General features: G+C 69.7%; 23 protein-coding genes. 17 read left to right on the forward strand and 6 right to left on the reverse strand.

Translation table 11 applies throughout. The features are described from left to right. The first annotated feature begins 10 nt into the window (after positions 1-10). Positions 11-1558 (forward strand): alpha-L-fucosidase, encoded by a 1548-nt coding sequence (locus ACIBK4_RS41210; RefSeq protein WP_399003661.1) that lies wholly within the window; start codon positions 11-13, stop codon positions 1556-1558. A gap of 24 nt (positions 1559-1582) precedes the next feature. On the opposite strand, the gene ACIBK4_RS41215 is transcribed toward ACIBK4_RS41210, so the two are convergent. Together ACIBK4_RS41215 and ACIBK4_RS41220 are read right to left on the reverse strand one after the other, a co-directional pair. Next, entirely contained in the window at positions 1583-2488 is a 906-nt protein-coding gene (locus ACIBK4_RS41215) for a helix-turn-helix domain-containing protein (RefSeq protein WP_399003663.1), read from the reverse strand. Positions 2489-2648: 160 nt separating this feature from the next. Beyond that, complete coding sequence (locus tag ACIBK4_RS41220) at positions 2649-2900, reverse strand: DUF397 domain-containing protein (RefSeq protein WP_399003665.1); 252 nt, start codon at positions 2898-2900, stop codon at positions 2649-2651. A gap of 213 nt (positions 2901-3113) precedes the next feature. On the opposite strand from ACIBK4_RS41220, the gene ACIBK4_RS41225 reads away from it, so the two are divergent. Further along, positions 3114-3662: an ATP-binding protein gene (locus ACIBK4_RS41225; RefSeq protein ID WP_399003667.1), complete on the forward strand. Its 549-nt coding sequence runs from the start codon at positions 3114-3116 to the stop codon at positions 3660-3662. A gap of 75 nt (positions 3663-3737) precedes the next feature. Here ACIBK4_RS41225 and ACIBK4_RS41230 read toward each other — a convergent pair whose 3' ends face one another. Both ACIBK4_RS41230 and ACIBK4_RS41235 read right to left on the reverse strand, forming a co-directional pair. Next, complete coding sequence (locus ACIBK4_RS41230) at positions 3738-4541, reverse strand: SAM-dependent methyltransferase (RefSeq protein WP_399003669.1); 804 nt, start codon at positions 4539-4541, stop codon at positions 3738-3740. A gap of 71 nt (positions 4542-4612) precedes the next feature. Further along, complete coding sequence (locus ACIBK4_RS41235; RefSeq protein WP_399003823.1) at positions 4613-5620, reverse strand: LacI family DNA-binding transcriptional regulator; 1008 nt, start codon at positions 5618-5620, stop codon at positions 4613-4615. A gap of 271 nt (positions 5621-5891) precedes the next feature. On the opposite strand from ACIBK4_RS41235, the gene ACIBK4_RS41240 reads away from it, so the two are divergent. The 7 genes from ACIBK4_RS41240 (at position 5892) to ACIBK4_RS41270 (ending at position 15967) form a co-directional block, all read left to right on the forward strand. Further along, entirely contained in the window at positions 5892-7184 is a 1293-nt protein-coding gene (locus tag ACIBK4_RS41240) for an ABC transporter substrate-binding protein (protein ID WP_399003671.1), read from the forward strand. Positions 7185-7192: 8 nt separating this feature from the next. Continuing rightward, positions 7193-8080, forward strand: a complete 888-nt coding sequence (locus ACIBK4_RS41245) for a carbohydrate ABC transporter permease (RefSeq protein ID WP_399003673.1) — start codon at positions 7193-7195, stop codon at positions 8078-8080. Then, positions 8077-8979, forward strand: coding sequence for a carbohydrate ABC transporter permease (locus ACIBK4_RS41250; protein WP_399003675.1), 903 nt, complete (start codon positions 8077-8079; stop codon positions 8977-8979). The genes ACIBK4_RS41245 and ACIBK4_RS41250 overlap by 4 nt, the downstream gene beginning before the upstream one ends. Positions 8980-9044: 65 nt before the next feature. Next, a complete protein-coding gene (locus ACIBK4_RS41255; RefSeq protein ID WP_399003677.1) occupies positions 9045-10301 on the forward strand; it encodes a glycosyl hydrolase in 1257 nt (418 codons plus the stop codon). Then, positions 10298-12379, forward strand: a complete 2082-nt coding sequence (locus ACIBK4_RS41260; RefSeq protein WP_399003679.1) for an endo-beta-N-acetylglucosaminidase — start codon at positions 10298-10300, stop codon at positions 12377-12379. Before ACIBK4_RS41255 ends, ACIBK4_RS41260 begins: the two co-directional genes overlap by 4 nt. Positions 12380-12434: 55 nt before the next feature. Next, complete coding sequence (locus ACIBK4_RS41265; RefSeq protein WP_399003681.1) at positions 12435-15452, forward strand: alpha-mannosidase; 3018 nt, start codon at positions 12435-12437, stop codon at positions 15450-15452. A 47-nt stretch (positions 15453-15499) separates the two neighbouring features. Beyond that, positions 15500-15967: a DUF4231 domain-containing protein gene (locus tag ACIBK4_RS41270; protein ID WP_399003683.1), complete on the forward strand. Its 468-nt coding sequence runs from the start codon at positions 15500-15502 to the stop codon at positions 15965-15967. Between the two features lie 344 nt (positions 15968-16311). Here the strand turns inward: ACIBK4_RS41270 and ACIBK4_RS41275 are convergent, their stop codons facing one another. Beyond that, positions 16312-17040: a FadR/GntR family transcriptional regulator gene (locus ACIBK4_RS41275; protein WP_399003685.1), complete on the reverse strand. Its 729-nt coding sequence runs from the start codon at positions 17038-17040 to the stop codon at positions 16312-16314. A gap of 163 nt (positions 17041-17203) precedes the next feature. On the opposite strand from ACIBK4_RS41275, the gene ACIBK4_RS41280 reads away from it, so the two are divergent. Genes ACIBK4_RS41280 through ACIBK4_RS41315 form a run of 8 tightly spaced genes read left to right on the forward strand, consistent with a single transcriptional unit; the run spans position 17204 to position 25095 of the window. Next, positions 17204-18289 (forward strand): sugar ABC transporter substrate-binding protein, encoded by a 1086-nt coding sequence (locus tag ACIBK4_RS41280; RefSeq protein WP_399003687.1) that lies wholly within the window; start codon positions 17204-17206, stop codon positions 18287-18289. Then, positions 18286-19791: a sugar ABC transporter ATP-binding protein gene (locus tag ACIBK4_RS41285; protein ID WP_399003689.1), complete on the forward strand. Its 1506-nt coding sequence runs from the start codon at positions 18286-18288 to the stop codon at positions 19789-19791. Before ACIBK4_RS41280 ends, ACIBK4_RS41285 begins: the two co-directional genes overlap by 4 nt. Beyond that, on the forward strand, positions 19784-20812 hold the full coding sequence (locus ACIBK4_RS41290) for an ABC transporter permease (RefSeq protein WP_399003691.1): 1029 nt from the start codon (positions 19784-19786) through the stop codon (positions 20810-20812). The genes ACIBK4_RS41285 and ACIBK4_RS41290 overlap by 8 nt, the downstream gene beginning before the upstream one ends. Positions 20813-20869: 57 nt before the next feature. Further along, entirely contained in the window at positions 20870-22210 is a 1341-nt protein-coding gene (locus tag ACIBK4_RS41295) for an L-fuconate dehydratase (protein WP_399003692.1), read from the forward strand. Next, complete coding sequence (locus tag ACIBK4_RS41300) at positions 22207-22962, forward strand: SDR family NAD(P)-dependent oxidoreductase (protein WP_399003694.1); 756 nt, start codon at positions 22207-22209, stop codon at positions 22960-22962. Before ACIBK4_RS41295 ends, ACIBK4_RS41300 begins: the two co-directional genes overlap by 4 nt. Next, the gene (locus ACIBK4_RS41305) at positions 22959-23948 is read left to right on the forward strand and encodes an aldo/keto reductase (RefSeq protein WP_399003696.1); all 990 of its coding nucleotides are present in this window, start codon (positions 22959-22961) and stop codon (positions 23946-23948) included. The genes ACIBK4_RS41300 and ACIBK4_RS41305 overlap by 4 nt, the downstream gene beginning before the upstream one ends. Continuing rightward, positions 23945-24259 (forward strand): L-rhamnose mutarotase, encoded by a 315-nt coding sequence (locus ACIBK4_RS41310; RefSeq protein ID WP_399003698.1) that lies wholly within the window; start codon positions 23945-23947, stop codon positions 24257-24259. The genes ACIBK4_RS41305 and ACIBK4_RS41310 overlap by 4 nt, the downstream gene beginning before the upstream one ends. Then, a complete protein-coding gene (locus ACIBK4_RS41315; protein WP_399003700.1) occupies positions 24256-25095 on the forward strand; it encodes an amidohydrolase family protein in 840 nt (279 codons plus the stop codon). Before ACIBK4_RS41310 ends, ACIBK4_RS41315 begins: the two co-directional genes overlap by 4 nt. On the opposite strand, the gene ACIBK4_RS41320 is transcribed toward ACIBK4_RS41315, so the two are convergent. Next, the gene (locus ACIBK4_RS41320; RefSeq protein WP_399003702.1) at positions 25083-26504 is read right to left on the reverse strand and encodes a lipase maturation factor family protein; all 1422 of its coding nucleotides are present in this window, start codon (positions 26502-26504) and stop codon (positions 25083-25085) included. The genes ACIBK4_RS41315 and ACIBK4_RS41320 overlap by 13 nt on opposite strands. Between the last annotated feature and the right edge of the window lie 46 nt (positions 26505-26550).

Here is a 26550-nt window from a genome sequence, read left to right on the forward strand (position 1 = left end):
GTCCCACCCCATGGCCCTCTCCAGACGTCTCTTCGTCCTCTCGGCCACCGCCCTCGCCGCGACCGGCACCGCCACTGCCTCCGCCCTCGCGGCGACCCCGCCCCCGTCCGACTCCCGCTCCCGCATCCCCGTCAGCCCCGACGACACCGAGGCCGACCTGGTCCGCAAGGCCTCCCAAGTCCGGCCCACCGCACGGCAGGTGGCCTGGCAGAAATTGGAACAGACGGCGTTCCTGCACTTCGGCGTCAACACCTTCACCGGCCTGGAGTGGGGGACCGGTGACGAGGACCCGAACGTGTTCCAGCCGACCGGCCTCGACACCGACCAGTGGGCCCGCGCCCTGCGCGACGGCGGCTTCAAGCTCGCCATCCTCACGGTCAAGCACCACGACGGCTTCGTCCTCTACCCCTCCCGCTACACCAACCACACGGTCGCGTACAGCAGTTGGCGTGCGGGCCAGGGCGACGTACTGCGCTCCTTCGCCGACTCCATGCGACGGTACGGCCTCAAGGCCGGCGTCTACCTCTCACCCGCCGACGAGAACCAGTACCTCCACGGCGTCTACGCCAACGGCAGTCCCCGCGCCACCCGCACGATCCCGACCCTCGTCGACGGCGACGACCGCTCACCGGACGCCTTCTCCACGCTGGACGCCACCGACTACGGCGCCCACATGCTCAACACCCTCTACGAAGTACTGACCCAGTACGGCCCGATCGACGAGGTCTGGTTCGACGGCGCCCAGGGCCGCATCCCACCGGGCCACGTCGAGGACTACGACTGGGACAGCTGGTACACCCTGGTCAGATCGCTGGCCCCGGACGCGGCGATCGCCGTGACCGGCCCGGACGTGCGGTGGGTCGGCAACGAGGGCGGCACCGCGCGGGAGGACGAGTGGAGCGTCCTCCCGGTCAAGGAGGAGCAATACGGGCGCACGGACTGGGCGTTGGCGTACGACACCCCCGACGAGGGCAGCCGTAGCGCACTCGTCTCGGCGCAGCCGAACACCGACTACCTCCAGTGGTGGCCCGCCGAGTGCGATGTGTCGATCCACGACGGCTGGTTCTACCACCCGGACCAACTCCCCAAGAGCGTGGACGAGTTGATCGACATCTACTTCGGCTCGGTCGGCCGCAACTCGGTGCTGCTGCTCAACGTGCCCCCGGACACGGACGGCGTGCTGGCGGCCCCGGACGTGGCGCGCCTGCGGGAGTTCCGGGAGCGCGTGGACCGGGAACTGCCCGAGGACCTGGCGCGCGGGGCCCGGAGGGTCACCTCGCCCGGCCGGGTCACTGTCGACCTCGGTGCCGAACAGGCCGTGGACCGCGTCCGGTTGGCGGAGGATGTAGCGCGCTACGGCCAGCAGGTCGAGGCCTTCGTGGTCGAGGCGTACGTCGACGGGGCCTGGACGGAGGTCACCCGCGCCGGGACGATCGGCGCGAGCCGCATCCTGCTGCTGGACGTGCCTGTAAGCGCTCGGCGGTGGCGAGTTCGGGTGACGGCAGCCCGAGACGTCGTAAGGATCGCGGAGTTCGGGCTGTACCGGTCTCGGGTCTGAGCGGCGGCTCGAAACCGCCTGCCCTCACATCTCGTTGAGGAGCTTCTCCAGGAAGGCGACCGACTCGGGGGCCGGTGAAGCGACCATGCTCAGCCGGTCCATGACCGCGAGGTAGCGGTCGACCTCTTCGGGCTTGTCCAAGTAGAGGGCGCTGGTGAGCTGTTCGAGATAGACGATGTCCGGCAGGTCCGGCACCGGGAAGCGCAGCACGGTGATCGGACCGCCGGCGGCCGCGTGGCCGCCCACGTGGAACGGCAGCACCTGGAGGGTGACGTTCGGCAGGGCGGCCGCCTCGATGAGGTGCCGCAGCTGCTCGCGCATCACGTCCACTCCGCCGAGCGGACGGCGCAGCGCTGCCTCGTCCACCACGACCCACAGCCTCGGCGCACCGGGCCTGGTGAGCAACTCCTGCCGGGTCATGCGGAGTTCGACGCGGCGCTGGATCGCGTCCGGGGTGTCGACGGGGCGGCCGAGCCGGATGACGGCCTCGGCGTACGCGGCGGTCTGCAACAGGCCCGGGATGAACTGGACTTCGTACGTACGGATGAGGGAGGTGGCCTCCTCCAGACCCAGGTGCTGCTCGAACCAGGTCGGGAACGCGTCGCCGTACGCGCGCCACCAGCCGGGTTCGTTGGCGCGGCGGGCCGAGTCCAGGAACTCCTGGCGTGCGTCCGGCTCTTGGAGGCCGTAGAGGGTCAACAGGTCGGCTACGTCACGCTCTTTGAAGCCGACGCGGCCCAACTCCATGCGGCAGAGCTTGGCGTCCGAGGCGCGTATCGCCGAAGCGGCCGTGTCCCGGGTGATGTTGAGGGACTCGCGCAGGCGGCGCAGGCGGGTGCCCAGCATGATGCGCTGGACGGTCGGACCACCGCGCTGAAGGCTCAGCACGTCCGAACCCGAGGGAGCGTATTCCGGTTGAGCTGCAGTCATGTTCATCCCCTCGGCGGTCGCGCCGATACCGTCCGCAAGTTTTCGGGACTCAAGACAGGATCGTAGCACCGAGGTTCCGGATAACTGCGGGGAGTGAAGGAGCCGGAAGGTGCCGGCCTGTGTCCGGCGCCTTCCGGCCAATCCGCAGGTCTGCCTGACCTCAGCGGCCGGGGAGTAGGCCGTCGAAGTCGCCGTCCTTCACACCGCGGACGAACGCGGAGATCTCGGCGCTGGTGTAGACGAGCGCCGGACCTTCGGGATGGCGCGAGTTGCGCACGGCGACCTGGCCGTCGGAGAGCGCGGCCAACTCGACGCAGTTGCCCTCCGGGTTGCTGTGGTGGCTCTTGCGCCACTGTGCGCCGCTCAGCAGGGTCGCCGACATGCCGTTCGCGTGCTCTGTGTGAGGCCTCATCGCTCCCCCGGAAGATCGAATGCAATTGCAGCTTCAATTGCATCCCTTGCTGGTGTGCAGGACGATAGCCCCCGCGCGAACCGCTCGCAAGATCGTCTGCAATTGCAGCGGTAATTGCCGATGCACTTGCGTTGGCAGGGGCAGGCGGAGGACGATGCTCCGGACAGGTGTAACCGCGCAGGTGTTCTCTTCCCAGGGGTCTCAGGGGTCGCGATGTCCGCAGAGCAAGACGTACGACCGGTCGACTCCCTGCGGATCGAGGGGACTTGGGAGTGGCTGTGCCGGGCCGTCGACGAGGTGGGCCGTCCCGATCCGGGGCAGACCGTCACCCTGGTCCCCGCCGTCGGGGACGGGCGCAACCCCGCTCTGTGTTCCGTCCTCGTCGTGCCGCCGCTGCCCCGATCGGCCCATGTGGCACGGGAGTTCACGCGCGCGGCACTCGCCGACCGGGCCGGGGACGAACTCGTCGACGACGTGACGGTCACCGTGTCGGAGCTGGTGAGCAACGCGCTGCGCTACGGCCGGGCGTCCAACTCCCTTGTGGAGCCGCAGCCTTCACTGTGGCTCGCGGTGTGGGACCGGCTGCCGTACGCGGTGTGCGCGGTCACCGACGACAGCGATCGCATACCCGTGGAGGGACACCCCGACGAGTTCGCGGAGTCCGGGCGCGGGCTGCAGGTGGTCTCCGCGCTGAGTGAGTCGTGGGGCTGGAGCCTGCGGGCGGGCGGCGGGAAGACGGTCTGGGCGTTGTTCAGGATCTGACGGGACATCCGCGCCGCAGAGAGACGCAAGACGAGGGGCACCGGCAACTCCGGTGCCCCTCTTCGGTGTTGGCGCTCAGGCCTTGCGGCCGATGCCGCAGATCGTGTTCTCGACGGATGTGTCACGGCCCACGTCGACGGGCTCCGGGTGCCACCGCGAAATGGGGACGATGCCGGGTTCGACGGCGTCGAGGCCGTCGAAGAACGCCGCTATCCGCTCGGGGCTGCGCAGGTGGTAGGAACTGGCGGAGTTGGCGTTGTACACCGAAATCGCCTGGTTGAGCGCCGCGTTGGTGTCGGTGCCGTCCGTCAGCGCGAGATAGCTGCCCGGGGGCAGCGCGTCGAGGAAGCGGGCCACGACGGCCTCGGGCTCGTCCGAGTCCGGGATCTGCCCCAGGATGCCCAGCATCGTCAGCGCGATCGGCTTGCCGAAGTCCAGGGTCTGGGCGGCGGCTTCGAGAATCCTCTCGGGGTCGCGCACATCGGCGTCGACGTACGCGCAGGCGCCCTCCGGAGCGCTGGTGAGCAGCGCCTGCGCGTGCACCAGCACCAGGGGGTCGTTGTCGACGTACACGATGCGGCTCTCGGGCGCGATGCGCTGCGCGACCTCGTGCGTGTTGTCGACGGTGGGCAGACCGGTCCCGATGTCGAGGAACTGGCGGATGCCCGCGTCCTCGGCGAGATAGCGCACCGCCCTTACCAGGAACCGGCGTTGGAGGCGGGCGAGCAGGGCGATGTCCGGGAACATCTGGACGATCATTTCGCCGGCCTCGCGGTCGGCGGCGTAGTTGTCCTTGCCGCCCAGGAGGAAGTTCCACACACGGGCGGAGTGCGGCCGGTCGAGCTGGAGCCGGTCGGCCAGCGGGTCTTCGGAGGTCATGGGCAAAGCCTCACACGAAGTACCCGGCGGTGTCCGGCGATTCGGCCTCGAAACGGGGGACACGCCCCCTTTCATGCCCGTGCCGGTCCCGTGCTGTCCCGTTCGATGAGCCGCGGCACCGGCACCCGCACCGTGCGCGCCGGTCCGCCGTCCAGCAGAGCGGTCAACTCCCGGGCCGCCGTACGGCCGAACTCCACGCTGTCGCGGGACAGCGCGGACAGCCACGGCCGGACCATGCGGCACAGCGCGGAGTCCTCCCAGGCGACCACCGACACGTCCGCCGGTACGGAGAAGCCGAGTTCGGTAGCGGCGGCCACCCCGGCGACGGCCATCACGTCGTTGTCGTAGATCAACGCTGTTGGGGGAGCGGGGACTTCGAGCACCCGGCGGGTGACGGCGGCGCCGGCCGCGTCCGAGTAGTCGGTGGTCACCGAGTGCACCTCGGTCAGTTCGCGGCGGGCGGCCTCGGCGCGCAGGGCGCGGATACGGCGCTCGGTGTGCGCTAGGCCCGGCAGACCGGCGATGTGCACGATCCGCCGGTGGCCGCGCGCGTACAACTCGTCGACCACAGAGGTCATCGCGCCCGCGTCGTCGGCCCAGACCGTCGACAGACCGGGGTGCCGTTCGTCGGGTGCGCCGCCGATCACCACGGCGGGCAGGCCGAGTTCGTCGAGGAGGTCGGGCCGGGGGTCGGCGGTGCGCGGGTCGGCCACCAGGACGCCGTCCACGCGGTGTTCGGCCCACCAGCGCCGGTACACCGCGCACTCGTCGTCGACGTCCTCGGCCATCTGGAAGAGCAGACCGAGGTGACGCTCGGCGAGTATCTCCTGGATGCCCGACACGAGTTGGAGGAAGAAGGAGTCGACGCCGAGCGTGTGCGCGGGCCGGGCGAGGACGAAACCGACCGTCGCCGCACCCTCCCCGGACAGCGCCCGCGCCGCCGTACTGGGCCGCCAGCCCAGCTGTTCGGCGACCCGGCGCACCCGGTCGCGGGTGATCTCGGAGACGCCGGGCCGCCCGTTGAGCGCGAAGGAGACCGCGCTCTCGGACACGCCGGCGCGCTGCGCGATGTCCTTCATCGTCGGCCGACGCGCGGGCGACCGCTTGCCTGACAAGCCCGCTCTCCATTCCGCAGGTGCCGCGCACTAATGCGCTTGAGTCAGCACACCCTAAAGCGCATTAGTGATCCACCGCAAGAATGCGAACGCACCTCTCTGACCAGTGCAGTTGGTCGGATCGGGCCAACTAATGAATTTAGCTGAGCGGAATCCATTGACGGGCCCCGCGCGCAGCGTGCAAGGTCTGCCCCGGCACGATTCGCCAACCCCACGGGCAAAGGAGCCACTCGCCGTGCGCATCTCCCGCAGAGCCTTCGCCGCCGCTGCCGCCGCCGTCGTCCTCATGCCGCTGAGCGCCTGCGGTTCCGGGGGAGACGACGGCGGTTCGACCGACGCCTCTGGCAAGGTCGAGGGCGACATCACCTTCCAGACCTGGAACCTCCGCGCCAACTTCAAGTCGTACTTCGAGGGCGTGATCTCCGGCTTCGAGAAGCAGTACCCCGGCACCCACGTGAAGTGGATCGACCAGCCCGCCGAGGGCTACGCCGACAAGATCAGCGCGGACGCCGCCGGCGGCACCCTGCCCGACGTCGTCAACGTCTCCCCGGACCTCGTCGCCCCGCTCGCCAAGGCGGGCCTCGCGCTCGACCTCGACAAGTCGGCCGCGAAGTACAAGAGCGAGTACCTGCCGGGCGCTTGGGCCAGCCACGAGATACCGGGCATGACCGGCACCTACGCCTTCCCCTGGTACCTCAACACCGGACCGCTCTTCTACAACAAGTCCCTCTTCAAGCAGGCCGGACTCAACGCCGACCAGCCGCCGAAGACGTACGACGAACTGTTCGCCCAGGCACTCCAGTTGGCGAAGAAGACGAACGGCAAGGTCGCCACGCTCGCCAACGTCCCCACCGTCGAGGACTTCGGCCGCTACGGCGTCGAGCTCATGAACAAGGAGGGCACCGCCTTCGCCTTCAACGACGCCAAGGGCATCCAACTCCTCACCAAGTACAAGGAGTTGTACGACGCGAAGGCCCTGGACTCGCAGGCGCTGACCGCCACCCCTGAGTCGTCCGGCAAGAAGTTCCTCACCGGGGCCGTCGCCATGAACCCGGGCAGCGCCCTGGACCTCGACAACTTCAAGAAGCAGGCGCCGACCCTGTACAAGAACATCGGCATCACCGACCAGATCACCAGCACCGGGCACGTCAACATGTACGTGATGGGCGTGATGGTCAACTCCAAGACCAAACACACCCCGGCCTCCGTGGCCTTCGCGCACTACGTCACCGACGCCCAGCAGCAGATGTCGTTCGCGAAGAAGGTCGCCATCTTCCCGAGCACCGCCGGTTCCCTCGACGACCCGTACTTCACCAAGGAGGACGGCACCGACGAGACGCGGGTGCGGATCGCGGCCGCCAAGTCCCTGAAGAACGCGGTCAATTACACGCCGGTGCTGTTCAGCGAGCAGATGAAGACCGCGCTGCGCAACGAGGTCGCCAAGGCGCTGCAAGGAAAGGAGAGCCCCAAAACGGCTCTCGACAACGCTGTCAAGGCGTGCGACACACTGCTCCAGCAGGAAGGCTGAGGGTCCCCATGGCCGACGTGTCCCGCGTGCGGCGCCAACTGCCCACCAGCCCCTGGCTGTTCGCCGCCCCCGGGCTGCTCGTCGTCGGCGCCTTCGTGCTCTACCCCTTCGCCTCCACCGTGATCAACTCCTTCACGGACCGGCGCACCCTGATCCCGGGCCACTTCGTCGGCTTCGCCAACTTCCGCGAGCTGTGGCACGACGACATGTTCTGGACCGGCCTGCGCAACAGCACCCTCTACATCGTCGGGGTGGTGCCCGCACTCGTCGTACTCCCTTTGCTGCTGGCCCTGTTGGTGCAGAAGAACATCCCCGGTATCACCTTCTTCCGGTCCGCGTTCTACACGCCGGTCGTCGCGTCGATCGTCGTGGTCGGACTGATCTGGGTGTGGCTGCTCGACGAACGAGGCCTGGTCAACTCACTGTTGGAGACGATCGGCGTCGGCAAGGTCGGCTTCCTCAGCGACCAGTGGCTGCTTCTGCTGAGCGCCATGGCCGTCACGGTCTGGAAGGGCCTCGGCTACTACATGATCATTTATCTGGCCGCGCTCGCCAGCGTGCCGCGCGAACTGCACGAGGCCGCCTCGGTCGACGGCGCGGGGGCGGTGCGCCGCTTCTTCACGGTGACCGTGCCCGCCGTCCGCTCCACCATGGTGCTGGTGGGCGCGCTGTCCTCGGTCGCCGCCTTCAAGGTGTTCTCCGAGGTCTACCTGATGGCGGGCCCGAGCGGCGGACCGGCCGGCGAGGACACCACCCTCGTGATGCTCGTCCAGCGCACCGGCACCGGACTGACCGGCCGCGTCGGCTACGCCTCCGCGCTCTCGGTCGTCGTCTTCGTCGTCACCGTCGCCCTGATGCTGCTCGTGCTGCGGGCCGACCGGAAGGAGGACGCTTGAGCGTCATCGAGCGCACAAGACCCGTCCAGGAGACGGCAGTTCGCGAACCCCGCATCACCGACGAGCACAGCCGCCGCATCCGCGTCTGGGAACTCGCCCTGCGCTACACCCTGTTGCTGATCGTCCTCGCCATCACCGTCGGCCCCTTCGTGTGGCAGCTGTCCACCTCGCTCAAGGGCCCGACCGAGGACATCTACAGCTCGCCCCCGACCTTCCTGCCCGAACACCCCACCCTGCACAACTACAAGCGGGTCGCCGACACCATCCCCGTCTGGGACTACGCCTTCAACTCGCTGAAGGTCGCCACCGCCAACGTCGTGACGAACTGCGTCGGTTCGGCCCTCGCGGGCTACGCCCTGGCCCGCCTGCGCTACCGGGGCCGCCGCGTCGCCACCCTCGTCTTCATCCTCGCGATGCTCGTGCCGGTGGAGGGCATCATCATCGCCCAGTTCACCACCATGCGGGAGCTGGGCCTCAACAACACCCTGATCGGCGTGGTCGTCCCGGGCTGCATCGGCGCGATGAACGTCCTGCTGATGCGCAACGCCTTCCTCAACCTGCCCTACGAGATAGAGGAAGCGGCCTTCGTCGACGGCGCCAACGTGTGGCAGCGGTTCCTGCGGATCGCGCTGCCGTCCGTGAAGGGCACCATCGCCGTCGTCGCGATCTTCGCGTTCATGGGCGCCTGGGACGACTTCCTGTGGCCGCTCATCGTGCTCAGCGACCCGTCCAAGTTCACGCTCACCATCGGCCTCAACTATCTGCACGGCACCTTCGCCAACGACGAACGCCTGGTGGCCGCCGGCACGGTCATCGCCGTGGCACCGCTGATCGCCCTCTTCGCCTGCCTCCAGCGGTACTTCTTCCGGGGCGTGGGCGAAGGCGCCGTCAAGGGCTGACCGCCGGCCGGACTCCTCCCGTACGCACTGACTCCTCCCGTACGCACCACAGAACCAGGATCCCGATGTCTTCTGCCGTGCGCTTCGGCGTCAACTACACGCCCAGCCAAGGGTGGTTCCACCACTGGCTCGACTTCGACCTCGACTCCGTACGCGCCGACCTCGACTCGATCGCCGAGCTGGGCCTCGACCACATCCGCGTCTTCCCGCTCTGGCCGTACTTCCAGCCCAACCGGACCCTGATCCGAACGAAGGCCGTGGAGCAGCTGGTTGAGCTGGTCGACGCGGCCGGTGAACGCGGGCTCGACGTCAACGTCGACGGTCTGCAAGGGCACTTGAGCAGCTTCGACTACCTGCCGGCCTGGACCCGTACCTGGCACCGGCGCAATCTCTTCACCGACCCGGACGTCCTCGACGGCCAGGCCGCCTATCTGCGTACGCTCGCCGCCGCCCTCGCCGACCGCCCCCACTTCATCGGCATGACGCTCGGCAACGAGGTCAACCAGTTCTCGGCGGGCCCGCATCCGGACCCCGACCGGGCGACCGAGGACCAGATCGACGCCTGGCTGGAGCGGATGCTCGCCGCTTGCGCGGAGGGTGCGCCCGGCAAGCCGCATCTGCACGCCGAGTACGACGCCACCTGGTACCAGGACGACATGCCGTTCACCCCGGCCCAGGCCGCTCGGCGCGGTGCGATGACGGCCGTGCACTCCTGGGTCTTCAACGGCACCGCCCAACGCCACGGCCGGAGTTCGGTACCTTCCGAGCACCACGCCGCGTACCTGATCGAGCTGAGCAAAGCCTGGGCCGAGGAGCCGCACCGGCCCGTCTGGCTCCAGGAGGTCGGCGCACCCCAGCCGCTTGTCCCCGCCGAGCACGCGGCCGACTTCGCCTCCGCGACCATCGCCAACGCCCTTGACTGTCCTGGCCTCTGGGGCATCACCTGGTGGTGCTCGCACGACGTGTCCCGCGACCTCGCCGACTTTCCCGAACTCGAGTACGGGCTGGGCCTGTTGACCAACGACCGGCAGGCCAAGGACATCGCCCTCGTCCTTGCCGAGGCGGCCCGCGAGCCCGCGTACACGCCCGCCACCCGCACCACGGCCCTCGTCGTACCCGCCGATCCGTCGGTCCGGTCGGGCTGTGGTCCCGGTGGGCAGGTCTTCGACGCCTACTTCCGGCTCGTCGCCGACGGAGCCCGACCGGCGACCGTCCTCGACGTGCGCGCGGACGACAAGGAACACCTCGCCGCGCGCGGCATCACCGAAGTCGTCACTCCCGACCAGGTACTCCCCACCCCCCAAGGAGGCACCCGCTCGTGAACGCCGGACGCCCCACCAGACGCAGCGTCCTCATCGCCGGCGCGGCGGCCACCCTGCTGCCCCAACTACCCGCGCCTGCCTTCGCCGCCCGACAGGCCGCGACCAACACCGGTCAGCCGTACGCCAGTTACTGGTACCCGGACTCGCTGCCCTCCGGTACCCCGGGTACCGGCATCACCTGGAACAGCCTGAAGACCTGGACCGCCGACGCGGATTCGGACCTCGCCTTCAACGCCGCCGTCGTCCCGCTGGCCGCGCGCTTCACCCCGACCCCCGCGAACAGCACCGCCCGCTCCGGTCAGGCCCGCGTCCAGTCCCTGGTCTCCTTCGGACCGACGTCCAGCAACCCCTCCCAGGGCGCGGCCACCGCCGACTACTACGCACTCACCCACTGGTCCTACCTCGACGAACTCGTCTTCTGGGGCGGCTCGTCCGGCGAGGGCATCATCCTCGCCCCCAACGCGCCCATCGTCGACGCCGCCCACCGCCACGGCGTGCCCGTCCTCGGCAACGTCTTCCTGCCGCCCGTCGCCTACGGCGGCCAGCTCCAGTGGACCCGCGACCTGGTGCAGAAGGACTCCGCCGGGCACTATCCGCTGGCCGCCCAACTCGTCGCCGTGGCCGCCGCTTACGGCTTCGACGGGTGGTTCGTCAACGCCGAGACCAGCGGCGGGAACACCGCCCTCGGCACCGACATGCAGGGTTTCGTAGGGGAGTTGACGTCCCTCGCCGCCGCGCAGGGGCAGCGGGTCACCTGGTACGACGCGATGACCGTGAACGGGACGGTCAGCTGGCAGGGCGCGCTGAACACCTCGAACCAGGCGTTCTTCCAGGCCGCGAACGACATGTTCATCGACTTCCGATGGAGCGCGAGCACGCTGGCCGCGTCCGGGACGAAGGCGGACGGACTCGGGCGCAGCCGCTACGAGTTGTGGGCCGGTGTCGATGTCGAGTCCAACGGGTCCAGTACGTCGGTGAGTTGGGACGCGATGGTGCCGACGACCAAGGCGCACATCACGTCAATCGGGTTCTACCGGCCGGAGTGGACCCGCAACCACCTGCCCGCGAGCCGCACTCCGGGCGACTTCCACGCCGCCGACGACCGGTTCTGGACCGGGCGCTCGCTCGACCCGTCGAAGCCGGACGGTACGGACCCCTGGCGGGCGCCGGCGGTGTCGGTCGCGGACCGGTCGACGGTGGGCGGCGCGCTGCCGTTCGCGAGTGTCTTCAACACCGGGCACGGGCTGCGCTGGTACGAGGACGGGGTGGTCACCTCGGACGCGCCGTGGAACCACCTCGGGCTCCAGGACCGGCTGCCGTCCCGGCGGTGGGTGGTGTGGACGGCGGGAACCCGGCCCACGGTGACCTTCGACTTCGCGGACGCGTGGCGGGGCGGCAGCAGCGTGCTGGTCTCGGGTGTGCTCGATCAACCGGCGACCGTGGATGTGTACGGTTCACAGCTGCCGATCGGTGATGACACGGTGGTCGACCTGACGTTCCGCACGGACGGTGACGGTGACGGTGACGGCGGCGGCGGTGTGAACGTCGAGCTGGCCGTCGCCACCGCCGAGCCGAGCGCGGCTGGGTCGACACCGCCGTACACCTATCTGCCTGTGAACTCGGTTAACGGCGTGCGGGCTGTGACGGACGTCAACGGCTGGCAGACGGTGACCGTGCCGCTCACAGGTCTCTCCGGGACGCTGCACGCGATCGGGGTACGGCTCACCGCGGCCGACACGAGCGGGAGCACTGTGTACTGGCGGCTCGGCGGTATCGCTGTTCGCGATGTCAACGACACCCAGCCGCCGGACGCGCCCACCAACCTCCGCATTACCGACGCCACCGGGGGCGACCTGCGCTTCGCCTGGGAGGCCGTGCCCGGTGCCGTGCGCCAGTACACCCTCCACCGGCTCCTCCCCGACGGCACCCGGCGGTTCCTCGGCGGTACCTGCCAGTGCGCCTTTTTTGTCGGCGGGCTGCAGGCCGAACAGGGGGAGTCGGAGGCGAGGTTCGAACTGCGCGCGACAGGGGAGCTCTACACAGCGTCGGCCCCCGTGACCGTCACGTACACCTGGTAACACCCACCCGTACTACCCGTAACCCAACCCGCAACCGAGCTACGGAGCACCCCACATGCATGACGACCGCAGCCTGGTCGAAGCCCGCCTCAAGCGCGTCCTCGAAGAGCGCATCCGTCCCGCCGTGTATCCCGAGTCCGTGCCGCTGGAGGTGGCCGTCTGGCACGCGCCCGACGAGCCGGTGCCCGTGGCCGAGGGGCTCGCGGGCACACCCGAACCGATCGCGGTGGGTGCCCGGTGGGGTGCTCCCTGGGGCACCAGCTGGTTCCGCGTCACCGGGACCGTCCCGCAGGAGTGGGCAGGGAAGACCGTCGAGGCGCTGCTCGACCTCGGCTTCGACGAGAACATGCCCGGCTTCCAGTGCGAGGGCCTCGTCTACCGGCCCGACGGCACCCCCGTGAAGGGCCTCAACCCGCGTAACCAGTGGGTCAGGATCGGCGCGCCCGTCGCCGGCGGCGAGGAGGTGCGGCTGCACATCGAGGCCGCGTCCAACCCGGTGGTCATGGACTACCACCCGTTCGTGCCGACGCAGTTGGGCGACAAGGAGACCGCGGGGAGCGAGCCCCAGTACACGCTCACCCGCATGGATCTCGCGGTCCTCGACGAGAACGTATGGAACCTCGTCCTCGATCTGGAGGTCGTCGGCGAGCTGATGGCCGAGCTGCCGGTGGACTCGGCGCGCCGCTGGGACCTCCTGCGGGCGATAGAGAAGACGCTGGACGCCGTCGACCTCCAGGACGTCAACGCCACGGCGGAGCAAGCCCGTTCACAGCTGGCGGCCGTGCTGTCGACGCCCGCTGTCCCGTCCGCGCACCGCATCAGTGCCGTCGGTCACGCGCACATCGACTCGGCGTGGCTGTGGCCGTTGCGCGAGACGGTCCGCAAGGTGGCGCGCACAACCTCCAACATGACGGCCCTCCTTGACGACGAGCCCGACTTCGTCTTCGCCATGTCCCAGGCCCAGCAGTGGGCTTGGGTGAAGGAACACCGGCCCGAGGTGTGGGCGCGGGTCAAGAAGGCGGTCGCGGACGGGCGGTTCGTGCCGGCCGGTGGCATGTGGGTCGAGTCGGACACCAACATGCCGGGCTCGGAGGCGATGGCTCGTCAGTTCGTGCACGGGAAGCGGTTCTTCCTCGACGAGTTCGGCATCGAGAACGAGGAGGCCTGGCTGCCCGACACCTTCGGCTTCGCCGCCGGACTCCCGCAGATCATCAAGGCCGCCGGTTCCAAGTGGCTGCTGACCCAGAAGATCTCCTGGTCCCAGACCAACAAGTTCCCGCACCACACCTTTCGTTGGGAGGGCATCGACGGCACCCGGATCTTCACCCACTTCCCGCCCGTCGACACCTACAACTGCTCCATGCAGGGCCGCGAGATCGCCCACGCGGCACGCAACTTCAAGGACAAGGGCGTCGCCCGGCACTCCCTCGCGCCCACCGGCTGGGGCGACGGAGGCGGCGGCACGACGCGCGAGATGGTCGCCAAGGCGGCCCGCCTGCAGGACCTCGAAGGCTCGGCGACCGTGGCCTGGGAGACGCCGAAGGAGTTCTTCGAGAAGGCGGAGGCCGAATACCCCGAACCCCCGGTCTGGGTCGGCGAGTTGTACCTCGAACTCCACCGCGCCACCCTCACCAGCCAGGCCAAGACCAAGCAGGGCAACCGCCGCAGCGAACACCTTCTGCGCGAGGCGGAGTTGTGGGCGGCGACGGCTGCGGTGCGGGTCGGATTCTCCTACCCGTACGAGGACTTGGACCGGATCTGGAAGACGGTCCTGCTGCACCAGTTCCACGACATCCTGCCCGGCTCGTCCATCGCCTGGGTGCACCGTGAGGCCCGCCGGACGTACGAGCGGATCGCCTCGGAACTGAACGCCATCATCGACGCGGCCCAGCGTGCGCTGGCGGGGGAGGGTACGACCCCCCTCCTCTTCAACTCGGCGCCCCACACCCGCGAAGGCGTCCTCGCGGGCGGCGCCCGGACCCCGGCCGTGCAGGGCGAGACGGCACTCGCGACCCGGGTCGGCGGCGGACACGCACTGGAGAACGGCCTCCTCCGCGTCGAGATCGACGCCCGGGGACTCGTCGTCTCCGCCTACGACATCGAGGCCGACCGCGAGACGATCGCCCCCGGACGGGCCGCCAACCTGCTCCAACTCCACCCGGATTTCCCGAACATGTGGGACGCCTGGGACGTCGACGAGTTCTACCGCAACACGGTCACGGACCTCACGGACGCGGAGGAGGTCGTGGCCGAGGGGAACAACACCGTGCGGATCGTACGGTCCTTCGGCGCGTCCAAGGTCACCCAACTCCTGTCCCTCGCCCCCGGGGAGCGGCGGTTGCTCATCGACACCGAGGTCGACTGGCACGAGACCGAGAAGTTCCTGAAGCTCGCGTTCCCGCTGGACGTGCACGCCGAACGGTACGCGTCCGAGACCCAGTTCGGGCACTTCCACCGGCCCACGCACACCAACACCTCATGGGAGGCGGCCAAGTTCGAGGCCTGCAACCACCGCTTCGTGCACATGGAGGAACCCGGCTGGGGCGTCGCCGTCGTCAACGACTCGACGTACGGCCACGATGTGACCCGTACCGTCCGCAGCGACGGCGACTCCGGTACGACGACCACGGTCCGCGTCTCCCTCCTCCGCGCCCCGCGCTTCCCGGACCCCGAGACCGACCAGGGCGTCCACCGCTTCCGGCACGCACTGGTGCCGGGGGCGGGCATCGGCGACGCGGTGCGCGAAGGGTGGCGAATCAACCTGCCGGAGCGGCGAGTTGAGGGCGCGCAGGAGGTCGCCCCGCTGATGAGTGTCGACCAGGACGCGGTCGTCGTCACGGCGGTGAAGCTGGCGGACGACGGGAGCGGTGACGTCGTGGTCCGCTTCCACGAGGCGCACGGGGGACGGGCCAGGGCGACACTGACGGTGGGCTTCGCGTTCGACGCGGTGGAGGCCGTAGACCTGCTGGAGCGGCCGTCGGCCGATGCCGAGGAGGTGACCCGTGAGGGCGATCAACTCAGCTTGCGGCTCCGCCCGTTCGAGCTCGTGACGCTGCGGTTCCGACGATCCTGACCCGGGACGGCTTTCGCCGACGGCCGTGATCGCCCGATGATGTGGCGATGAGACGAAGAACGGCCGTCGGCCAGGCCTGGGCCTCCCAACCCGATCCTCTTCTGGGGCTTGCCCGGCAGGAGTTGGAGTTCTACGCCGGGGCGTGCGACCGGGCCAGGTGGCTGCACTACACGACGGAACTCGGCGCTCTCGCCGCCACGTCCGCGACGGTCGTGGCGGCGGGACTGCACGCGCCCGCCTGGCTCACCGCCCTGATCGCGGGCAGCGCCGTCTTCTTCACCGGCATGCGCCAACTCTTCAGCCCCGGCTCACGCTGGGTCCTGGCCGCCCAGGCGCGGGAGGGCTTGCGGCGCGCGATCGACCACTACCTCCTCCTCCCACAGGCCGAACGCGACGCGGACGCCCGGGCCGCCCTGCACCGGGCGATCGACGAGGTCGGCACCAGCGAACTGCGCGGCTGGGCGGAGGTCCAGGGCCAGCGGGGCGAACCACCGCTGCCCACCGGAGGCGCGTGAACGCCGGGGCGATGGGACAGGGCGGGCGGTCTGAGCTGTCCGCCGCAGGCGGCTGAATGCCGGGACGGCGTGAGAGTGCCCGTTGCTGTCGCCGCGGGCCCCTGAAAGCAGGGACCGGGCGGGTAATCTGCGCTGCCCGCTGCCCGCTGCCCGCTGCCCGCTGCCCGCTGCCCGCTGCCCGCTGCCCGCTGCCCGCTGCCCGCTGCCCGCTGCCCGCTGCCCGCCTGCTGAGGCCTGATTGCCGGGATCGCGGGGATGCCTTCAGCTGTCCGCCGCATGCGTCTGAAAGCCAGGACCGTGCGCATGCCCTCCGCCGCTCGCCCCAGGCCGCTCAACCCCCGCTCTCACGAACCGAGTTGGGCCCGCAGCCACTCCTCCACCTCGCCCACGTGTGACGCCGCCGCCGCGCGGGCCGCTTCCGGGTCGTGGGCGACCAACGCCCGGTGGATCGCGGCGTGTTCGCGGCGGGTGCGGGCGAAGGCGCCCTCCTCCTGGTAGCCGCGCCAGACTCGGGCGCGGAACGTGCGCGACGACAGGCCCTCCAGGATCGCGGCCATGGTGTCGTTGCCGGCGGCGGCCGCGATCTCGCGGTGGAAGGCGAGATCGTGGGCGAGGATCTCCTCGGGGTCGTCGGTGGCGTTCATCGCCGTGAGGTGTTTCTCGACCTCGGCCAGCTGGTCCGGGGTGATACGGGCCGCGGCCAGTGCCGTCGCCGTTGACTCCAGGATGCGGCGGACTTCCAGGAGTTCCACCAGACCCGGGCCCCGCGAGAGATCGGCGACGACACCGAACGTCTCCAGCAGGTCGCCGGCCTCCAGCTGCGTGACGTAGATGCCCGAACCGTGCCGCGCCTCCAGCACGCCCAGCACCGTGAGCGCGCGGATCGCCTCCCTCATCGAGCTGCGGGAGATGCCCAGTTGGGCCGCGAGGTCGCGCTCGGTGGGCAGCCGCTGGCCCGGTTCGAGACGGCCCTCGCCGATCAGGGCCTTGATCGATTCGATGGCGCGCTGGGTCACCGTGCCCTTCGGCGCGGCGGCCCCCGGGTCCGTCTCACTCGGCAGGGTCTCGTCCACGCCACTCCTCCTGTCGCCGGTCCGCGCAGTCTAGTCACGGATGTGGTCGGACCACTACGGCCCGAAAGCGCGAAAATTTGGCTCCTGAGGGTGTTGTAGCCCCGAAGTGGTCTGATAAATATTCCGGCAACTGCTCGAACCCGCTCGATGAGGAGCCCGACAGATGGCCGGCAGCACAGTGCGCAACGGACGACAAGGCAGGCGTTTCTCCTCGTGGGCGGTGCGTGCGACGGCTGCGGCCGCGTGCGGCACCCTCGCGCTCACGGCATGCGGCAGCACCAAGGACACCGGCGCGTCCAGCTCCGGCGGGGGCGGCACGGGCAAGGTCGGGGTGATCCTGCCCCTGCTGACCTCGCCGTTCTGGCAGTCGTACAACGACTACGTGCCGAAGATGGCGAAGTCCGAAGGTGTCCAGGCACTGAAGACGGTCAACTCCAACAGCGACCCCTCGCAGCAGATCACCGACATCAACAACGAGTTGAACCAGGGCGTCAAGGGCCTGGTCGTCGCCCCGCTGGACAGCGCCGCCATCGAAGCCGGCCTCGACCAGGCCGAGCGCAAGGGCGTGCCGGTCGTCGCGGTCGACGTGGCGCCCGACAAGGGCAAGGTCGCGATGGTCGTGCGCGCCGACAACGTCGCGTACGGCGAGAAGGCCTGCGAGTACCTCGGGGCGCACATCACCAGCGGCAAGGTCGTGCAGATCATGGGCGACCTGGCGTCCGTCAACGGCCGTGACCGGTCAGAGGCGTTCAGGGCCTGCGTGAAGAAGAAGTACCCGAAGCTCAAGGTGCTGGAGATCCCCGCCAAGTGGGAGTCCGACACGGCGGCCTCCAAGCTCGACACCCTCCTCAACGCCAACCCCGACATCAAGGGCATCTACATGCAGGCGGGCGGCGTCTACCTCGCGCCCACCCTCCAAACCCTCAAGTCCAAGGGCCTGTTGAAGAAGGCGGGCCAGGCCGGACACATCACGATCGTCTCGAACGACGGCATCCCGCAGGAGTTCGACGCGATCCGCAAGGGCGAGATCGACGCCACCGTCTCCCAACCGGCCGACGCCTACGCCAAGTACGGCATGTACTACATCAAGGCCGCGATGGCGGGGAAGACCTTCAAGCCCGGCCCCACCGACCACGACTCCACGATCGTCAAGCTGCCCAGCGGCATCCTTGAGGACCAGCTCCCCGCACCCCTGGTCACCAAGGACAACGTCGACGACCCCAAGCTCTGGGGCAACACGGTCAAATGAGCAGCCCACTGACCACTCCGCTGGTGGAGGCGACGGGAATCGTCAAGCGGTACGGCCCGACCGTCGCCCTCGCCGACGGCCGGCTCACCGTCCTGCCGGGCGAGTCCCACGCCCTCGTCGGCCGCAACGGCGCCGGCAAGTCCACCCTCGTCACCGTCCTCACCGGACTCCAGGCCCCCGACGAGGGCACGGTCCGCTTCGACGGCGAGCCCGCGCCCCCGCTCACCGACCGCGACGCCTGGCGCGGCAAAGTCGCGTGCGTCTACCAAAAGCCCACCGTCGTACCCGAGTTGACGGTCGCCGAGAACCTCTTCATCAACCGTCAGCCGCAGTCCCGGGGCGGCATCATCAGCTGGCGCCGGCTGCGCACCGAGGCCGCCGAACTCCTCGACACCTGGGACGTGCACGTCGACCCCGAGGCGCGCACCGCCGACCTCAAGGTCGAGGACCGCCAAATGGTGGAGATCGCCCGGGCGTTGAGCTTCGGCGCCCGGTTCATCGTCCTCGACGAGCCGACCGCACAGCTCGACAACCGGGAGATAGAGCGCCTCTTCACGCGGATGCGGGCGCTCCAGGAGTCGGGTGTCACCTTCCTGTTCATCTCGCACCACCTCCAGGAGGTGTACGAGGTGTGCCAGACCGTCACCGTGCTCCGCGACGCCCGCTGGATCACGACCGCACCGGTCGCCGACCTCCCGCGCCGGGCGCTGGTGGAGGCCATGGCGGGGGAGTCCATCGACGAACTCGACGTCCAGCTCAGGGAGTTGGACACCGAGGCCCCCGTCCTCCTCGACGCACGCGGGCTCACCTCCGAGTCGTACGAGAACGTCGACCTGACCGTCCGTCGCGGCGAGGTCGTCGGACTCGCCGGATCGAGCGGGAGCGGCAAGATAGAGCTGGCCGAGTCGTTCACCGGGCTGTACACGCCGACCGGCGGTACCGCTCAACTTGACGGTGAGAAGCTGCCGTTCGGGGATGTGCAGGCTTCGCTGAAGGCCGGTGTCGGATGCGTTCCCCGCGACCGGCACGGACAAGGGCTGGTCTTCGGCATGTCCATCGGGGACAACGCGACCATGACGGTCCTGGACCGGCTCGGCCGTTTCGGGTTCGTCGGCACCGAGCGCAAGCGCGCGTTCGCCACCGAGCTGATCGACCGGCTCGACATCCACACCGAGGGTCCCGAACAGCCCGTCTCAGACCTGTCGGGCGGCAACGCGCAGAAGGTCGTCATGGCCCGCGCGCTCGCCTCCGACCCGAGGCTGCTGGTCCTCATCAACCCCACCGCGGGCGTCGACGTGAAGTCCAAGGAGTCACTGCTCGCCCGCATGGACAGCGCCCGCGACGACGGCACCGCCGTGCTCGTCGTCTCCGACGAACTCGACGACCTGCGGCGCTGCGACCGCGTCCTCGTCCTCTTCCACGGCCGTGTCGTCGCCGAGCACCCGGCGGGCTGGCGCGACCACGAGCTGATCGCCTCCATCGAAGGAGTGGACCATGGCTGACACCAAGGCGGCCCCGGCGCTCGCCGCCCCCCGCGCCGCCGGGGCGCGCTCGGCCCGGACGGTCCTGCTCCGCCGGGCCCGTGAACTCGCCCTTGTACCAGCCCTGTTGGTGCTACTGATACTCGGCGCGATCGTCAACGACTCGTTCCTCACCGAACGGAACCTGATCTCCATCCTGGGCGCCTCCGCCGCCCTCGCGATGGTCGTCCTCGCCGAGTCGCTGATCCTGATCACCGGCAAGATCGACCTCTCGCTGGAGTCGGTGGTCGGCATCGCGCCCGCCATCGGCGCCCTGCTGGTCCTGCCGACCGCCGAGTCCGGCTGGGGCACGGAGTGGTCGGCGCCGCTCGCCCTCGTCGCGATCCTCGTCGTGGGCGGGATCATCGGCGCCTTCAACGGCATCCTCGTGGTGAAGTTCAAGCTCAACGCCTTCATCGTCACCCTCGCCATGCTGATCGTGCTGCGCGGGCTGCTGGTCGGCGCCACGAAGGGCAAGACGCTGTTCGGCATGCCCGACTCCTTCTTCACCCTGGCCACCAGCACCTTCCTGAACGTCCCGATGTCGGTGTGGCTGGCCGCGGTCTGCTTCGCGATCGCCGGGTTCGTGCTCAAGTACCACCGCGTCGGCCGCGCCCTCTACGCGATCGGCGGCAACCAGGAGGCGGCCCGCGCGGCCGGCATCCGCGTCGACCGGATGCTCCTCGGGGTCTCGGTCATCGCCGGCGTCCTCGCCTCGGTGGGCGGCATCATGCAGACCGGCTACGTCGGCGCGATCAGCGCCAACCAGGGCAACAACATGATCTTCACCGTCATGGCGGCGGCCGTCATCGGCGGCATCAGCCTCGACGGCGGCAAGGGCACCATGTTCGGCGCCCTAACGGGCGTACTCCTCCTGGGAGTTGTCCAGAACCTCCTCACCCTCGCCCAGGTCCCGTCCTTCTGGATCCAGGCCATCTACGGCGGGATCATCCTGGTCGCCCTCATGATCGCCCGCGTGACGACCGGCCGAGCCCAGGACTAGGTCCCCCTCCGGCACCCGCACGGCACCGGATCCCTGTACCCGACCGAAAGGCCCTCCGTGTCCCCGACCCCCGCCCGCATCACCGCGGTCGACACCTACGACATCCGCTTCCCCACCTCGCGCGAGCTCGACGGCTCCGACGCGATGAACCCGGACCCCGACTACTCGGCCGCGTACGTCGTGCTGCGCACCGACGCGGCCGACGGGCACGAGGGGCACGGGTTCTCCTTCACCATCGGGCGGGGCAACGATGTCCAGGTCGCCGCGATCGACGCGCTGCGGCACCATGTGATCGGCCGGTCCGTGGACCAACTCTGCGCCGATCCCGGGACGTTGAACCGCGAGCTGATCGGTGACAGCCAACTCCGGTGGCTGGGGCCCGAGAAGGGCGTGATGCACATGGCGATCGGCGCCGTGATCAACGCGGCCTGGGACCTCACCGCCAAGCGCGCCGGCAAACCGCTGTGGCGGCTCCTCGCCGACGCCGACCCCGAATGGCTCGTCAGCCAGATCGACTTCAGGTACATCACGGACGCGCTCACCCCGGACGAGGCTCTCGACATCCTGCGCCGAGGCAGGGCGGGCGCGGAAGGCCGTAGGGCCATCCTGTTGGAGCGGGGCTTCCCCGCCTACACCACCTCCGCCGGGTGGCTCGGCTACGACGACGAGAAGCTCACGCGGCTCGCGGCGCAGGCCGTCGCCGACGGGTTCCGGCAGATCAAGTTGAAGGTCGGCGCCGACCTCGACGACGACATCCGCCGTTGCCGGGTGGCCCGTTCGGTGGTCGGGCCCGACATCCGGATGGCGATCGACGCCAACCAACGCTGGGACGTGGCCGAGGCGATCCGCTGGACCAAGGCCCTCGCCGAGTTCGACCCGTACTGGATCGAGGAACCCACCAGCCCCGACGACGTGTTGGGCCATGCCACCATCCGCGCGGCCGTGGCCCCGGTGAAGGTCGCCACCGGCGAACACGTCCAGAACCGCATCGTCTTCAAGCAGTTGCTCCAGGCCGGCGCCCTCGACATCCTCCAGATAGACGCGGCCCGCGTCGGCGGCGTCAACGAGAACCTCGCGATCCTGCTGCTCGCCGCCAAGTTCGGCGTCCCCGTCTGCCCGCACGCGGGCGGCGTCGGACTGTGCGAACTCGTCCAGCATCTCTCGATGTTCGACTACCTCGCCGTCGCCGGGACGACCGACGACCGCGTCATCGAGTACGTCGATCATCTGCACGACCACTTCCTCGATCCGGTGGTGATCAGGGAGGGTCACTACATGGCACCCACCGCGCCCGGCTTCTCGGCCACCATGCGACCCGAGTCCATCGCGCGCTACACCTTCCCCGGCGGCACCTTCTGGGCCGCCGACCTCGACCGGCAGAAGGGACACGCGGCATGACCGACTTCCAGGGGCTCAAGGCCCTGGTCACCGGCGGCGCCTCCGGCATCGGCCGGGCCACCGCCGAACTCCTCGCCGAACGCGGTGCGTTGGTGGCCGTGCTCGACCTCGACCCCTCCTCCGTCGAGAAGCCGCTGCTCGGCTACAAGGCCGACGTCACCGACGACGCCTCCGTACGACAGGCCGTGGCCGCCGCCGTCGCCGACCTCGGCGGACTCGACGTGGTGGTCAACAACGCGGGCATCGGCGCCCAGGGCACCGTCGAGGACAACGACGACGAGGAATGGCACCGCGTCTTCGACGTGAACGTCCTCGGCATGGTCCGCGTCGCCCGCGCCGCCCTCCCGCATCTGCGCGAGTCCTCCAACGCGGCGATCGTCAACACCTGTTCCATCGCGGCCACGGCGGGACTGCCCCAACGCGCCCTGTACAGCGCCACCAAGGGCGCCGTGTACTCCCTCACCCTCGCCATGGCCGCGGACCATCTCCGCGAGGGAGTCCGCGTCAACTGCGTCAACCCCGGTACGGCGGACACCCCTTGGGTCGGCCGTCTCCTCGACTCGGCCCCCGACCCGGCCGCCGAACGGGCCGCCCTGGCCGCCCGCCAGCCCTCCGGCCGACTCGTCTCGGCGGCCGAAGTCGCGGGCGCCGTCGCCTACTTGGCGAGCCCGCTGTCCGGCGCCACCACCGGCACGTCGCTCGCCGTGGACGGCGGCATGCAGGGGCTGCGGCTGCGGCCGGTGGGCCAGTGAGCGCGCTCGGGGAGAGCGGGGTCGAGGTCGCCGGGCTCGGCCTCGGTAGCGCCCCGCTCGGCAACCTGTTCACCGAGGTCGACGACGAACAGGCGCACCGGGCCGTCAACACGGCCTGGGAGCAAGGGATTCGGTACTTCGACACCGCGCCCCACTACGGCATCGGCCTCTCCGAGCGCCGTCTCGGAGCCGCGCTGCGCGACCGCCCGCGCGCGGAGTTCGCGATCTCCACGAAGGTCGGCCGACGCCTGGAACCCGTGGAAACGGTGACCGGCGACGACCTCGCCAACGGCTTCGCCGTGCCCGCCACGCAGCGCCGAGTGTGGGACTTCAGTTCCGACGGGATCCGCCGAACCCTGGATGCCAGCCTCGAACGGCTCGGCCTCGACCGCGTCGACGTCGTCTACCTCCACGACCCCGACGGCCACGCCGAACAGGCCTTCCGGGAGGGCTATCCGGCCCTGGAGAAGCTCCGTGCGGAGGGCGTCGTCGGGGCGATCGGCGCGGGCATGAACCAGGCCGAGATGCTCACCCGGTTCGTCCAGGACACGGACGTCGACGTGGTGCTGTGCGCGGGCCGCTACACGCTGCTCGACCAGAGCGCCCTCGCCGAACTGCTCCCGTCCGCCGTCGCTCGCGGCAAGTCGGTGGTCATCGGCGGTGCCTTCAACTCCGGTCTCCTGGCGGACCCGAAGCCGGACGCGACGTACAACTACGCGCAGGCACCTGGGGAGTTGCTGGACCGCGCCCTACGCATGAAGGCCGTCGCCGAGCGTCACGGCATCACGCTGCGCGCCGCCGCCCTGGCCTTCTGCGCGGCCCACCCGGCCGTGGCGAGCGTCCTGGTCGGCGCCCGGTCGGAGGCCGAAGTGCGGGACTGCGCCGAGCAGTTCGCCGTCGCCGTGCCCGCCGGGTTCTGGCAGGAACTGCGGGACACGGGGCTGCTGTCCGCCGACGCCCCGATCCCCACCGAGGAGCCGTCATGAGAGTGGCCCTGCACACCAAGGTCCGGGCCGACCGCATCGCGGCGTACGAGGACGCCCACCGCGAGGTCCCCAAGGAACTCACCGCCGCGATCCGTGCCGCCGGTGCCACCTCCTGGACGATCTGGCGCAGCGGCACCGACCTCTTCCACATCCTGGAATGCGACGACTACGCCCGCCTCCTGGCCGAGTTGGACCAGCTCCCGGTGAACGTGGCCTGGCAGGCCCGCATGGCCCAGTTCCTCACCGTGGTGCACGACTACTCCGGCCAGGGCGCCGACGCGGGCCTGCCCGTCGTATGGGAGCTGCCATGACGGTCGACGCGCACCACCATGTCTGGGACCTCTCGGTCCGCGACCAGGACTGGATCACCGGCCCCGAACTCCAGCCGCTGCGCCGCGACTTCACCGTCACCGACCTCGCACCCGAGGCCCGCGCTGCCGGTGTCGACCGGACCGTCCTCGTCCAGACGATCACCGTCGCCGAGGAGACCCCGGAGTTCCTCGCCCTCGCCGACGCGCACGACCTGATCGCCGGAGTCGTCGGCTGGACCGACCTCACCCGCCCGGACATCACCGACGAACTCGCCCGCCTCCGCGAACTCCCCGGCGGCCACTACCTGAAGGGCATCCGCCACCAGGTACAGGGCGAGCCCGACCCGAACTGGCTGCTGCGCCCGGACGTACGCCGAGGCCTCACCGCCGTCGCCGACGCGGGACTCGTCTACGACCTGCTGGTCCTGCCCCACCAGTTCCCGGCCGCCGTGGAGGTGGCCGCCTCCCTGCCCCAACTCACCTTCGTCCTGGACCACTTGGGCAAGCCGCCCATCGCCTCGGGACAACAGGAACCCTGGGCGACCTCTCTCCGCTCCCTCGCCGCCCTCCCCAACGCGTACTGCAAACTGTCCGGCCTGGTCACGGAGGCCGACTGGAAGACCTGGAGCGCGGAGGACCTCCATCCCTACGCGGACACCGCACTCGAAGCCTTCGGGCCGGCCCGGTTGATGTTCGGCTCGGACTGGCCGGTGTGCACGCTGGCCGCGACGTACGGCCAAGTCCGCGATGCGACCGGTGAGTTGACCGACGATCTGAGTGTCTCCGAACGCGCCGAGGTCTTCGAGGGCACAGCCACCCGCGTCTACGGCCTCTGAGTGTCCGCCGCCAACCGCGTCGGCGGCAGATACTCCCGCACGAACGTCCGCTCCCAGCACGCGCCCGTCTCCCTCAACTCCCGCCAACTCGTGTAGCGGTAGCGGAAGAGACGGGCCCGGACGTAGCGCGGCGGTGCGTCGGGCGGGAACGGGGAGCGGCGCAACAGCCGTAGCGTGTCCCGGTCGTTCTCCAGGAGGCGTTCCACCAGGGCGCCGAACCACGGGTCGGCGTAGCCGGGGGAGAGGGCCGCGAACCACATCATCCAGTCCAGCCGCAGATGGTACGGCGCGAACTGGCGTGGCCAGCGCCGTGGATCACCCGGCTTGCCCCTGAACTCGTACTCCCGCCAGCCGGAGTCCTCGTGGGGTACGGCGTCGGCCGTGCCCTCGACCACCACCTCGTAGCGGATGCGGCTGACCGTGCCGAACGCGCCGTAGGAATTGACCAGATGGAGCGGGTCGAAGGAGCGGTTCATGATCTGGCGGCGGGAGATCATGTTGCGGACCGGGCGGTGGCTGCGCCACAGCAGGAGGGCGGCGACCGCGAGGACCACGACCTCGTACCAGACGGGCGGGCCGGGTAGGGACGGCGGTGTGTGGGGGAGGTGGAGCGCGGATGCGGCCAGCACGATGGTGATCCAGTTCAGCCAGGAGAAGTTGCCGGACAGGACCAGCCACAGCTGGGTGGCGATCATCAGGGACGCGGCGGCCGTCGCGATCGGCTGAGGGGTGAACAGGAGGACGGGGACGAGGAGTTGGGTGACGTGGTTGGCGGCCACCTCGATGCGGTGCAGTGGGCGCGGGAGGTGGTGGAAGAACCAGCTCAGTGGGCCCGGCATCGGTTGTGTCTCGTGGTGGAAGTCCAGGCAGGTCAACTTCCGCCAGCAGGCGTCGCCCCGGAGCTTGATCAGGCCCGCGCCGAACTCCACCCGGAACAGGATCCAGCGGAGCAGGAACAGCACCACGACCGGCGGGGCCACCTTGTCGTTGCCGAGGAAGACGGCCAGGAAGCCGACCTCCAGGAGCAGTGACTCCCAGCCGAACGCGTACCAGGTCTGGCCCACGTTGACGATGGACAGGTAGAGGACCCAGGGCAGCAGCCACAGCAACATGCCGCCCCAGAGCGGGAGTTGGGAGTCGAGTCCGGCGGCGAGGGCCGCCGACACCGCGCAGCCCGTCCAGGCGCAGGTCGCGAAGAAGCGGTCCGTGTAGTGGAGTTGGAAGATGCTCGGGGCCTGGCGGAACGGCATGCGGGTGAGGAAGCGGGGGACGGGCAGCATGCCGCGTGCGCCGATCAGCGTGCGGAACTGGCGGGCCGCCGTGAGGAACGCGACCAGGTAGATGCCGGCCAGGGCGCGCTGGAAGACCAGTCGGCTCAGCCAGTAGTCGGGTGCGGTGAACCATCCCACGGCGGTGTGCTCCTCCCTCCGGCGTCGGGCCCGCTCGGGCCTTCAC

It is taken from the genome of Streptomyces sp. NPDC050528 (assembly GCF_044457795.1).
GTDB lineage: Bacteria > Actinomycetota > Actinomycetes > Streptomycetales > Streptomycetaceae > Streptomyces.